General features: G+C 69.0%; 9 protein-coding genes. 4 read left to right on the forward strand and 5 right to left on the reverse strand.

All coding sequences use genetic code 11. The features are described from left to right. The first annotated feature begins 46 nt into the window (after positions 1-46). Positions 47-2707 (forward strand): hypothetical protein, encoded by a 2661-nt coding sequence (locus ABB28_RS02770; RefSeq protein ID WP_057507153.1) that lies wholly within the window; start codon positions 47-49, stop codon positions 2705-2707. Between the two features lie 15 nt (positions 2708-2722). Here ABB28_RS02770 and ABB28_RS02775 read toward each other — a convergent pair whose 3' ends face one another. Next, entirely contained in the window at positions 2723-3679 is a 957-nt protein-coding gene (locus ABB28_RS02775; protein WP_057507154.1) for an aldo/keto reductase, read from the reverse strand. Between the two features lie 169 nt (positions 3680-3848). Here ABB28_RS02775 and ABB28_RS02780 point away from each other — a divergent pair, with 169 nt between their 5' ends. Together ABB28_RS02780 and ABB28_RS02785 are read left to right on the forward strand one after the other, a co-directional pair. After that, positions 3849-4715: a class I SAM-dependent methyltransferase gene (locus ABB28_RS02780; RefSeq protein WP_057507155.1), complete on the forward strand. Its 867-nt coding sequence runs from the start codon at positions 3849-3851 to the stop codon at positions 4713-4715. Positions 4716-4858: 143 nt separating this feature from the next. Further along, the gene (locus ABB28_RS02785) at positions 4859-5398 is read left to right on the forward strand and encodes a pseudouridine synthase (RefSeq protein ID WP_057507156.1); all 540 of its coding nucleotides are present in this window, start codon (positions 4859-4861) and stop codon (positions 5396-5398) included. 754 nt (positions 5399-6152) lie between these two features. Here the strand turns inward: ABB28_RS02785 and ABB28_RS02795 are convergent. Continuing rightward, positions 6153-6554, reverse strand: coding sequence for a hypothetical protein (locus tag ABB28_RS02795; RefSeq protein ID WP_057507158.1), 402 nt, complete (start codon positions 6552-6554; stop codon positions 6153-6155). Positions 6555-6660: 106 nt separating this feature from the next. After that, complete coding sequence (hrpB, locus tag ABB28_RS02800) at positions 6661-9165, reverse strand: ATP-dependent helicase HrpB (RefSeq protein WP_057507159.1); 2505 nt, start codon at positions 9163-9165, stop codon at positions 6661-6663. A gap of 66 nt (positions 9166-9231) precedes the next feature. Between hrpB and ABB28_RS02805 the strand changes: the two genes are divergently transcribed. After that, positions 9232-10041, forward strand: a complete 810-nt coding sequence (locus ABB28_RS02805) for a TatD family hydrolase (RefSeq protein ID WP_057507169.1) — start codon at positions 9232-9234, stop codon at positions 10039-10041. Positions 10042-10167: 126 nt separating this feature from the next. Here the strand turns inward: ABB28_RS02805 and ABB28_RS02810 are convergent, their stop codons facing one another. Beyond that, positions 10168-11070, reverse strand: coding sequence for an NAD-dependent epimerase/dehydratase family protein (locus ABB28_RS02810; RefSeq protein ID WP_245625254.1), 903 nt, complete (start codon positions 11068-11070; stop codon positions 10168-10170). 2 nt (positions 11071-11072) lie between these two features. After that, a partial coding sequence (locus ABB28_RS02815) for a 2-dehydropantoate 2-reductase (RefSeq protein ID WP_057507161.1) occupies positions 11073-11845 on the reverse strand: 773 nt, incomplete at its 5' end.

An 11845-nucleotide genomic window follows, 5' to 3' on the forward strand; every position in this document is an offset into this window, starting at 1 on the left:
CTGCGGAACCCAGGCCCCGATCAACGCCGGTGCGTGGGTGTGCAGGATGCTGCAGCCGGTAAGGCTGCCATCGGCGATCTTCAACGGTGTCCTGCCGGAACGCGCGCGGCAGCCTGCGGTACCACCGCCCTGGCGAAGCGAACTCCATTCGATCGGCGACAACCTGGGCCACGAGCTGGTCCGCTGGGGTACGGCGCGGGCGTTCTCGCAGCTGGTGCAGCAGGCCGACCAGCTGCTGCCCGGGATATCCATTCCATGGACCGCCTATGCAACGTACTGCGGCCTGTCCGAAGCGCGCAGGGGCAATGTGCTGCGAGCGCTTCAGTCGATCCCACTCACCCGCATCGCCCCCATCGTGATCCTGCAGGCCGTGGCAGACCGCCTGCGCTGGCTGCCCGAGGTTGCCGATGGCGGTGCCGATCCTGCCCCGCTGGTGCTTGGTCTGGCCGCGTGTGCCCTGGTGCACGCGCTGCAGCACCAGCGGCCGGTCCGTTCGCCGTCCACGACAGCGGGCAAGCACCTGGTCCGCCTGGTACACATGCTGCACGTCGCGACCAACGCGTATGCAGGGCTGCAGTCGCTGCGTGGTGCCGCCTGGGCGGGCAGCGTGAACGTGGCACGGGTGCCGGCAGCAGGGGCGGCATCGCGCTGCACCGCCCGCGACGGGCTGCCGGCCAATGGCACCGAAGGACCGATCATGGTGCCGTGGCATTGTGCATCCGGCGTCGCTGGGCAGTCCGTCGATGATGCGCAGGGCGCTGGCGCTGGCGCCTGGCCGTTGCCCGGAGCCGACGCGCGCCGGGCCAAACCCAAGGCCAGACCGAAGCCGCCGCCGCCCTCTTCACGCGGTGGGGGGCGAACGCCCACAGGAGCGGACGCAGGGCGCGGACACGCCCCTCCGGGTCGCCGGCCGACGGGCGCCCGATCAGCGTCCGTGGACGGCGCCGCGGGTGTCCCGGGCCCCGCCGCGCAGGGACCGCGGAAAGAGAGTGCATCCACCATCAGGAAGCAGGCCGCGCTCGGCCAGATGGCCCAGCAGAGCAAGGAAAGCACGGCAGTCAGCAAGCAGTCGAGCGCGCATGCCAAGGACGGCCTCCATCCGGCCATGGGTCAGGATGACCGACGGGTAGCCGCACCGCAGCACCCCCTGGTGGCCGGTGACCGCGCCAAGCCAGTGGAATGCGCTGGCCACTGCACGCCGGCAGCAAACGCCAATGGCAGCAGTGATGGCGTCGAACGTGCGGCTGGCGCCCATGCCGCCCTGGCCTGCCTGCGCTTCCACGATACGCGTGAGGCGCGGCTGCAGGTGCGGAAGATGCGCTTCGGCCCGGTCCAGGCCAGCTTCTGCGTACCGCAACGGGCGCACGACCATTTCATGGATGGCTTTGCCGGCGCGCTGCGCGACCGCAGCGCTGCCTGGGTAAAGACCGAGGTCGTGCACGAACACATCCCCGCAGCCCAGCGCGGACGAGGCGCGCGCAAGTACGACGGACTGGGCCAGATGCAGCGCGCCGAGCCCCGCGATCCCACCCCGCTGGTCGATGAGGACGTGTTCTCGGTGCTGAGCGTGTCCCCGCTCAGTGATCACCTGCTGCATCGGCGGCGCATCCGGTCATCGCACATCCTGGCGCCCAATACCTTCCGGTTGATCAGCTACGAAGATCCGGCCCAGCGGCGCAGGACATTCGTCGCCTACTTCGTCAGGCCGTCGTCGGAGGCGTGCCGCGGGCTGCGCGTTGGCTACCTGGAGGTGACCAGCACCCCCCAAGGGGGCTACGCGCTGCAGGATGCGGAGGCGGGGTTCAGCCTGGACGCCCGATCGATGGCCACCCTGGTCAACGGCACGCAGGCCATGTCGGGTTGCCGCTTTGAACCGGGCGACGACGTTGGGCAGGCCGATGGCGACCGGGTACACGCGCAGCAGACACGGCATCTGTTCCTCCGCGAACGATCCACCTGGTGCGGCGAGGAAGCGTTCACCCCGCAGGCGGTGAACGACCGCCTGCCGTTCCTGATCGCCAGGGAGGTCCGTATGCCCGGCCGGGCCGGGAACGTGATCCTGCATCGCAACAGCTTCGCCTTGGGCGCCGACGCCCTGGTGTTCCTCGACGAACGAGGCAGCCTTGGACGGCTGCGGATGGTGGCCTCGCCCACTGCGCCGGATCAGTGGCTGCTGGTGACGCAGCAGGCGCACGCGGTGGGCTTCATGCAACGTCACAAGCTGCAGGACGATGTTTCCTACCGCCTCGCCGACCTGGTCGAACTGCTGGAACAGCAGGGCATCACGTGGATCCCTCCAGACCCGGACCGGACCTCCCCTGGCGACGACCCGCATGTGCCTGCTGCAGACCCTGCTGATCCGTGCGGGCTGACGCGGCTGCAGCCGTCGGGACAGGTAACCGCGCCGGCAGTGACGCGCCGCTCCTGGTTCTCGTGGCGGCAGGGGGTGTTGCAGTACGTGGATCATGAAGGCCGCGAAGGTCGCCTGGGTTTCGAACGCCATGGCACGCATGGCCGCAATTACAGGATGGCCGCTGGCAACACGGCAGCGGCGCTCGCCTTCGCCCAGCGCAACCAGCTGCTGCCCCACGCCCGCTACGCAGAGGACGAGATCCTGTGGCTGCTGAAGGGGCAGGGCCTGGTCCGGCGCGACGACGACCTGCCCGATGCGCAGGACGATGCTTCCGCTTCAGTGGAAGCATCCTGATTCCCACTCTGATCGTCAGCCGGCGGCGCTGGCCTCATCAAGCTCGGCGATATCCTGCGCAGACAGCGCCAGGGTGGCCGCCGCCAGCACGTCGTGCAGCTGCTCCACGCTGGTCGCGCTGACGATCGGTGCGGTGATGGACGGACGCGCGATCAGCCAGGCCAACGCGACCTGCGAAGCGGTTGCCGTGTGCCGGCTGGCGACATCGTCCAGCGCTGCCAGGATGCGGTTGCCGCGCGGGTTGAGGTACTTCGCCACCACGGACTGGCCGCGCGCAGGGCTCCTGGACGCGTCTTCAGTGCGGCGGTATTTGCCGCTCAGGAAGCCGCTGGCCAGCGAGTAGTAACTGATCACGCCGAGCTGCTCACGCTGCACCAGCGCTTCCAGCCCGGCTTCATAGCCGGAGCGGTCGTAGAGGTTGTATTCCGGCTGCAGCGTTTCATAACGGGGCAGCTGGTAGTCGGCTGAAACCTTGAGTGCATCGGCCAGTCGCTCGGCACTGAAATTGGAGGCGCCGATGGCGCGGACCTTGCCCTGTTCGATCAGCCGTGCGAAGGCTCCCAGCGTCGTCTCCAGCGGCGTGGATTCGTCATCTTCGTGCGCCTGGTAGAGATCGATGACATCGGTCTGCAGGCGACGCAGCGAACCTTCCACCGCCGCGGTGATGTTGTCCGCCGACAGGCCGGGCTGTTCGGACCACTTCGCCACCTTGGTGGCCAGAACCACTTTGTCGCGCTTGCCGCTACGCGCGAACCACCTGCCGATCAATGTTTCCGATTCACCGCCCTGGTTTCCCGGTACCCAGGCCGAATAAGCATCGGCGGTATCGACCAGGTTGAAGCCGGCATCGACAAAGGCATCAAGCAGGGCGAAGGTCGTTTTCTCGTCCGCGCTCCAGCCAAACACATTGCCGCCGAAGGCGATGGGATGCACCTGCAGGCCGGAGCGGCCCAGTTCGCGGGTTGCCGTCATTCGAAATCTCCTCGGGTAGCGACCACTGCAGCATACGGGCAGGGAGATGACGCTGCTGCGGCAGCTGCCGCAAAACTGTGTTGCGGCGTGGCGCGTGGCGATAACGCTTTGTGAACACCGGGGCCGCTTGGGCTGCTAGTCTGCGCCCACCATCCAAGGGAGCCCGGCCATGAAGAACCTGATCAACGTGTCTGCCTGTTGCCTCGCCGTGGCAGTGGCGCTGTCCGCTTCGCCGCTGTACGCGCGCACGCCCGCTGCCGCCGGCGCGGCGTCGCCGGTACAGGTCAGCCCGGCGATCGAGGCAGCGGTGAAGTCCACCACGCGTGATCCGGCCAATGTCACCCGCGATGGCTTCCGCCATCCGGCGCAGACGCTGTCGTTCTTCAAGCTGACCCCGGCCAGCACGGTCATCGAGATCACCCCCGGCAATGGCTGGTATTCGGAAATCCTGGCGCCGCTGGTGCGCCAGCAGGGCCAGTACATTGCCGCGGTGGTGGATCCGGCAGCGGTGCCGGAAGGACGTGGACGCGACTACCAGCAGCGCAGCCGCGATGGCCTGCAGAAGAAATTCAGCACCGCGCCCGCACAGTTCGACAAGGCTACCGAAGTGGCCTACGACCCGGCCGCGCCGGTGTTCGGCAAGCCTGCTTCGGCCGATGTGGTGCTGACCTTCCGCAACGTGCACAACTGGCGCAAGTCCGGCCAGGCACCGGGCATGTTCAAGGGCTTTTACGACGTGCTGAAGCCGGGCGGCGTGCTGGGCGTGGTCGAACATCGCGCCAAGGCCGATGTCGGCGACGACGACGGCACCGGCTATGTCGGACAGCAGCAGGTGATCGCGATGGCCGAAGCCGCCGGCTTCAAGCTGGATGGCAGCAGCGAGATCAACGCCAACCCGCGCGATACCAAGGATCATCCCAACGGGGTGTGGACGCTGCCGCCGTCCAACAACCATGACGCAGCCGACGCGGCGAAGTACCGTGCCATCGGCGAGAGCGATCGCATGACCCTGCGCTTCATCAAGCCGCGCAGCTGACCGCGGCGGAGACAGCGGCATCCCGGCGCATGACCGGCATGCCGCTGTGCCTGTGATCACCGACTGGGCGCAGCGGCATCGCGGTTGCCTGCGACACCGGCGACAATGGCGGCTGCGTTTCCCGTCGTCCTGTTGATCTGCCCATGTCCCTGATCCTGTTCAACAAGCCCTTCAACGTGCTGTGCCAGTTCACCGACCGCAGCGTGCCGCCACGGCCCACCCTGGCGGGGTTCGGCCTGCCCCCGGATGTGTACGCCGCAGGCCGCCTGGACCATGACAGCGAGGGCCTGCTGCTGTTGACCGATGACGGTGGGCTGGCCCACCGGCTGACCGACCCGCGGCACAAGGCGGATAAAACCTACTGGGTGCAGGTGGAAGGCGAACCGACACCGGAACGGCTGGCGCAGCTGCGCCGCGGCGTGGTGCTCAAAGACGGGCCCACCCTGCCTGCCCGGATCGAGCAGATCGATCCACCTGCCCTGTGGGTGCGTGACCCGCCGGTGCGTTTCCGCAAGACGGTGCCCGATGCTTGGCTGGCCGTGACACTGCGCGAAGGGCGTAACCGGCAGGTGCGACGGATGACCGCCGCCGTCGGCCTGCCGACGCTGCGGCTGGTCCGTGCATCGATGGGCCCGTATCAGCTGGGCGGGCTGCAGCCGGGGCAGTGGCGGCAAGTGGAATAAGGGCATGTGCGGGGGTGCGGGCGGCGAGTGCCTGCGCAATGGGTTCCACGTGCAGGCCGGTGTGTTCGTCGCCCAGCTGCGCGGCCATGTGGTACAGGATGAAAACGTACGCCTGGGCGCACTGGCGTGCGCTTTCCCCCACCCCCGGCAGCCAGGCGAGCACCCGGCACCCGGCAAGCAGTGCGTTGTCATCCGGTCCGATGTTGATCGCCAGCGCAGCCCGATTGGCCAGTACCCAGCGGCCGAACACTTCCAGGCGCAGTGCATCGAAGGCGTAAGTGGCCCCTATCTGCGCCACAAGCGGTGCGTGGATGGCATCCACCATGCTGGCGTAACGGCGGTCTCTTGCCATCGCCACGGCCATGTCGGCAGCGGTAAGCGCAGGGCCCAAAGGCCGTAACGGCGCCGGCGGGCACGGTGAGGCAAGCAGGCGCAGATCGAATTCGGCGACCGGTGAGTTGCCCACGGCGCAAGGGCGGAGTGCAAGCGCGGCAGGGCCTGGGGTGCTGGCCGGCGGGGCGTGCCTTGCCAGCGCAAGGGAGGCAGCGGCGGCGGTGCTGCTGGCGGAAAACATGGGCGGCTCCTGCGCACGACGGTGGATGGTCCACCGAACATGCAGGCACTGCAGCGGCCAACGCAATTGGCAACAGCGACATCGCCACCGCTAAAACGACGAAGGGTGTGGCATCCGCCACACCCTTCGTATCTGTCAAACCGGCCAGCACAGCGGCGGGTCTTCACCCGCGGCAGACGCTCAGGCGTCGCTGCCGATATCGCTGTGTTCGTCCACCACCGTGTTGACGCGGCGGTCACGTGCGGCAACCCGCTGCGCCTGTCCGTTGACGACATGGCCACCGGCCAGCTTCTTCTTCTGCTGCTTGCGATACAACGCGTAGCCCAGCAGGCCGACGCCAACGGCAGCAGCCGCGATGGTCACCGCCGGGTTACGGCGCACTGCCTTGGTGGCGATCCGGCCGCCGGTCTTCACTGCGCCCAATGCTGCGCCGGTCTTCAGCCAGTCTGCAGCGGTGGGGCCGAGATGGCGCAGGCTGCCGCCCAGGTTGCCGCCTGCGTGCTTGATGCCATCGCCAGCGCTATGGGCCAGGTCCAGCGCGCGTTCCAGTGCACGGTCGGTGATTACGGTCAGTCTGCTCATGTGGGGTCCTTTGCCTCGGGTCGAACTCCAGTGTCGCGCGCTTGCTGTAAACGGCATGTCAGTCAGGGTCGGATGGGGCGTGAGGCCGCAGCCCCCGTTCAGCCTGTCAGGTACCCCGCGGCTTGGCACGGTGCGTGGCCGTCGCGGTCCACGGGTCGTCAGGCCACGGATGGCGGGGATAGCGCCCCTTCATTTCCTTTTTCACTTCGGCATAGGTGTTCGCCCAGAAATTGCGCAGGTCCTGGGTGACCTGCAGCGGGCGACCGCCCGGAGAGAGCAGATGCAGGGTGAGCGCGACACGGTTGTCGGCGATGCGGGGCGTGTCGGCCAGCCCGAACAACTCCTGCAGCTTCACCGCCAGGATCGGGGGCAGCGGTTCGCCGGATTCGCTGTCCAGGCGGTAGCTGATGCCACGTTCCAGGCCGGACGGCACACTGATCCGGATCGGCGCATGGCGGTCCACGAGTTGCCGTTGCGACCAGTCCAGCGGCGTCTTCAGCGCCTCGCCGAAGCTGGCTTCATCCAGCGCGTCCAGGCGCGTCCTGCCGGCGAAGGCCGGCTGCAGCCATGCCGCGCGGGTGGCCAGCAGGGCGGCGTCGCTGACATCGGGCAGTCCGAGTTCGGGCATCCAGCGGCGCAGTCCTTCCACCCGTGCCTGCCACTGCCGCAGGCCGTCGGTCCACGGCAGGGCCTGCAGGCCGAGTTCGGCCACCGCCTCGGTCAGCGCCGCGGCGGCCTGCGCCGGATCGACGCGTCCGGCCGATCGGCTGTCGAACACCATGCGTTCGAAGCGGCTTTCGCGCAGCGCCACCAGCGCCCGGCGCTCGGCGTCCCAGCGCACGATGTCTTCGCTGACGAAGCGCGACGCGAACACGCGGCGCAGGTACTGCTCATCCACCGGCGAGGCGCGCAGCAGCAGCCCATCGCGCGCTTCGAAACGCAGTTCGCTGGCCACCAGCCAGGGTTCGCCGCGCAGGTCGCTCAGCTCGTGCAGGCGCGCGCTTCGGCCGTTGGCCAGCAGGTAGCGCAGCGGATCGTTCGGGTGGCGGAAGGCGATGCGGTCCGGGAACGCATGCGCCAGCAGGTCACCCAGCTGGTGCGCTTCGATGCTCGACGGCGGCGCGGCGTCACAGCGCAGGCGTCGCCGCCACTGTCGGGCTGCTGCGTCGATGGCGGCCAATCCGCTGCGGTTCGCCTCATGCGGCGCGCGGCCACTCCGGAACGCCGCCAGTGCGCGCCAGCGGGGTGCCAGCGCGTCGCCGCCCTGGCGCAGCGGATCACGTGCTTCCAGCAGGGCGGCGACATCGGTCGCCAACGCCTGCTCGGTGCCGGCGGTTGCGGCCAGCAGCATCGCCGCCAGCCGCGGATGGGTGCCGATCGCCAGCATCCGCCGGCCCTGTGCGGTGATCGCATGGGTGGGCGACAACGCGCCCAGGCGCTGCAGCAGCTCGCGCGCGGCGGCCAGTGGCCCGGCCGGTGGCGCGTCCACGAAGCGCAGGTCACTGCTGCCCCACGCCGCCAGTTCCAGGGCCAGCCCGGTCAATTCGACCTGTTCGATTTCCGCCCGGCGTTGCGGCTCGAGCCGCTGTGATTGCGGCCACAGGCGCCATGCCCAACCGGCTGCCACGCGGCCGGCACGCCCGGCGCGCTGGTCGGCCGACGCCTGCGCCACGGCCACCACGTCCAGCCGGGTGAAGCCGCTGTTGGGGTCGTACTGCGGCTCCCGCGCCAGCCCGCTGTCGATCACCACGCGTACCCCGGGCAGGGTGACCGATGATTCGGCCACGTTGGTGGCCAGCACCACGCGGCGGCGGCCATCGGCCGCAGGCTGCAGCACGCGCCCCTGCTGTTCCACCGGCAGCTCGCCATGCAGCGGCAGCACCTCGGTGGCCGCATCCACGGTGTCCTGCAGGCCCGCCAGCACGCGCTGGATTTCGCGTTGCCCGGGCAGGAACACCAGCACGTCACCGGGATGGGTGGCCAGCGCCTGCTGCACCGCGCGGCGCACCTGCAGGTCGAGGGCTTCGTCGCGGCGGGCGGGGAAGTGCGAGACCTCCACCGGGAAACTGCGGCCCTCGCTGGACAGACGCGGCGCATCAAGAAAGCGCGCCAGCCGCTCGCCGTCCAGCGTCGCCGACATCACCACCAGGCGCAGGTCGTCGCGCAGCTGCGCCTGCACGTCAAGCGCCAGCGCCAGGCCGAGATCACCGCTGAGGTGGCGCTCGTGGAACTCATCGAACACGATCGCACCGATGCCCTCCAGCATCGGATCGTCCTGCAGCATGCGGGTCAGGATGCCCTCGGTGACCACCTCCACGCGGGTGCGCGCAGAGACCTTGTTCTCGAAGCGGATGCGGTAGCCCACGGTGTCGCCGACCTCCTCGCCCAGCTGCCGTGCCATGAACTGGGCGGCACTGCGCGCGGCGACCCGGCGCGGTTCCAGCAGGATGATCTTCTGCCCGGCGAGCCACGGCGCGTGCAGCAGCGCCAGCGGTACCTGGGTGGTCTTGCCGGCGCCCGGCGGGGCTTCGAGTACCAGTCGCGGGTGCTGGTCGAGGCTGTCCTTGACCTGCGGCAGCAGCGCGGAAATCGGGAAGTGCGGGGTGCTCATCGCACAAGGATAAGGGGCCATGGGGCCGGCAGGTACAATGAGCCGGCGTTCCCCACTGCGATGACCATGCAACTGATCGATATCGGCGCCAACCTCACCCACGACTCCTTCGACCGTGATCGCGATGCCGTGCTGGCGCGTGCGCGCGATGCCGGCGTGGCGCAGATGGTGATCACCGGCGCCAGCCGCGAACATTCACCGTTGGCGCTGCAGCTGGCGCGCCAGCACCCTGGCTTCCTGTATGCCACCGCCGGCGTCCACCCGCACCATGCGGTGGATTACACCGACGAATGCGACGCGGAAATGCGCGCGCTGCATGCGCACCCGGAAGTGGTCGCGGTGGGCGAGTGCGGGCTGGATTATTTCCGCGATTTCTCGCCGCGTCCTGCGCAGCACCGTGCGTTCGAGCGCCAGCTGCAGTTGGCATCCGAGGTCACCGCGGCCGACGGTGCGCGCAAGCCGCTGTTCCTGCACCAGCGCGACGCGCACGCCGATTTCATGGCGCAGATGAAGAACTTCGAGGGCCGCATCGGCGCGGCGGTGGTGCATTGCTTCACCGGTGAACGCCAGGAAATGTTCGATTACCTGGACCAGGACTGGTACATCGGCATCACCGGCTGGTTGTGCGACGAGCGCCGCGGCGCGCACCTGCGCGAGCTGGTCAAGCACATCCCGGCCAACCGACTGATGATCGAAACCGACGCGCCGTACCTGCTGCCGCGCTCGCTGAAGCCGATGCCCAAGGACCGCCGCAACGAGCCGATGTACCTGGCGCATATCGTGGAAGAGTTGGCCCGCGACCGCGGTGAAGCGACCGACGTCGCGGCGGCCACCACCACCGCCGCTGCGCGCGCATTCTTCCGACTGCCGGGCTGATCGCGGCAGGCCGGTGGGCGACCATCGGCGGTTCTGGTCAGTGACGATCGCTGATTCTGGTGGGTGACTACCGCTGACTCTGGTTAGTGACGATCGCTGATTCTGGTGGGTGACGACCGTTGGTCGTCACGCCCCTGCAGGCAAGCGCTGCCCATCCCCGTGTTCCCACGCATCCTGCAGTCCCTCGCGGTAGCTCGGAAAGCGCGGCTGCCACTGCAGCATCGCGCGCGTGCCGCGGCTGTCGATGCGTTTGTTGCCCTCGTAGAACCGCCGCAGCGACGGGCTGACCGCCGGATCGTCCCACTGCTGCTGCGCCGGCAGCGCATACCCGCCCAGCTGCGCGGCATAGGCCAGCACCTGCTGTGGCGGGGCCGGTTCGTCGTCGGCCGGCAGATACCGTGCGGCAGGCCGTGGGTGCTGCAGGGCCGCGACCACCACATCGGCCAGGTCCTGCACATGCAGCCGGTTGAAGACCAGCCCGGGACGTACCACGTGGCGTGCACGTCCGGCAGCCAACTGCACCAGCGCGTTGCGGCCGCGACCGTACAGACCCGGCAGCCGGAACACCGCCGAGTCGATGCCCCGTTCGCTGGCCAGCGCCTGCCACTGCCGTTCGGCATGCAGCCGCTGCAGCGCCGACGGCGAGCTGCCATCGGCCAGCGACGCCTCGTCGACCCAGCCACCGTCGCGGCCTGCGTAGACTGCCGTGGACGACAGATACCCGACCCAGCGCAGCGCCCTGCTGCTGGCCAGTGCGGCACGCACCAGGCGCATGGCCGGATCGCCATCGGCATCGGGCGGCACCGTGCACAGCACGGCATCGGCGCGGCCGAGGGCCTCCAGCAGCGAGGCATCGACGGGCTGGTCGCTGGCAAGTCGGTGGCGCGCCAGGCCGTCGATGGCGTGTGCCGCCGGCTCCCGCACCGTGCCGTCCACCGTCACGCCCAGCGCCAGCAGGCGGCGGGCAATGGCCTGGCCGCTGTAGCCAAGCCCCAGGATGAAGATCCGCTTCGGCAGGTCTGCCACGATGCTCAGCCCGCGCGCTGCGCCTGGTAGGCCTGCAGGTCGTCGTAGGCCTGTGCCAGCAAGGGAGCCTGCTGGCCGAAGCTGCGCGCACGCGCCAGCATGTCACCGACGATGTGGTCTGCTTCGACCTGCCGCCCGGCTTCCAGGTCGCGCAGCATCGACGCTTTCAATGCCGAGCCCGGCTGGGTCAGCGCGGCCAGCGCGGTTTCCTGCGCCGGCTCCGGGATGGGTTCACCGGTGGCTTCGGCCACCGCCACGCATTCGGCGTACAGCGCGCGCAGGAAATCCTCGCCCCCCGGCGTGGCCACGATGCTGCCGATATCCGCGCGCCGCAGGCAGGTGGCGGCCGCAAGCGCGGTCAGGAAGGTGTACTTCACCCACTGTTCCTGTCCGATCTTTTCGCTGGCGGTGTGGTCCACGCCGCCCTGCACGCAGGCAGCGGCGAAGGCCAGCACACGGGCGCTGAGGCCGACGTCATCGCGCTCGCCGAAGGTCAGCCGGGCTGGCTTGGCCAGGTGCTGCACGGATCCGTCTTCGGCCTTGGTCGCGCTGATGAAGCACAGTCCGCCCATCACCGCGTCGCGGCCGAAGCGTGCATCCAGCGCGGCATAGTGGCGCAGACCGTTGAGGATCGGCAGCACGCTGGTACGCGGTCCCACCGCCGGCGCGATCGCCTCGATGGAACTGTCCAGGTCGTAGGCCTTGCAGCTCAGCAGGACCAGGTCGAACGGGTACCCGGCGACCAGTGCCGGCAGTGCATCGGCGGTGACCTGCTGCA

The sequence above is a fragment of the Stenotrophomonas chelatiphaga genome (assembly GCF_001431535.1).
Classification (GTDB): Bacteria; Pseudomonadota; Gammaproteobacteria; order Xanthomonadales; family Xanthomonadaceae; genus Stenotrophomonas; species Stenotrophomonas chelatiphaga.

What these genes read in the sequence shown, in the direction of transcription:
- ABB28_RS02780 (WP_057507155.1), top strand. Translation starts at nt 3,849, where the DNA reads ATGAAGAACCTGATCAACGTGTCTGCCTGTTGCCTCGCCGTGGCAGTG.
- ABB28_RS02770 (WP_057507153.1), top strand. Translation starts at nt 47, where the DNA reads ATGCTGCAGCCGGTAAGGCTGCCATCGGCGATCTTCAACGGTGTCCTG.
- hrpB (WP_057507159.1), bottom strand. Translation starts at nt 9,165, where the DNA reads ATGAGCACCCCGCACTTCCCGATTTCCGCGCTGCTGCCGCAGGTCAAG.
- ABB28_RS02805 (WP_057507169.1), top strand. Translation starts at nt 9,232, where the DNA reads ATGCAACTGATCGATATCGGCGCCAACCTCACCCACGACTCCTTCGAC.
- ABB28_RS02795 (WP_057507158.1), bottom strand. Translation starts at nt 6,554, where the DNA reads ATGAGCAGACTGACCGTAATCACCGACCGTGCACTGGAACGCGCGCTG.
- ABB28_RS02785 (WP_057507156.1), top strand. Translation starts at nt 4,859, where the DNA reads ATGTCCCTGATCCTGTTCAACAAGCCCTTCAACGTGCTGTGCCAGTTC.
- ABB28_RS02775 (WP_057507154.1), bottom strand. Translation starts at nt 3,679, where the DNA reads ATGACGGCAACCCGCGAACTGGGCCGCTCCGGCCTGCAGGTGCATCCC.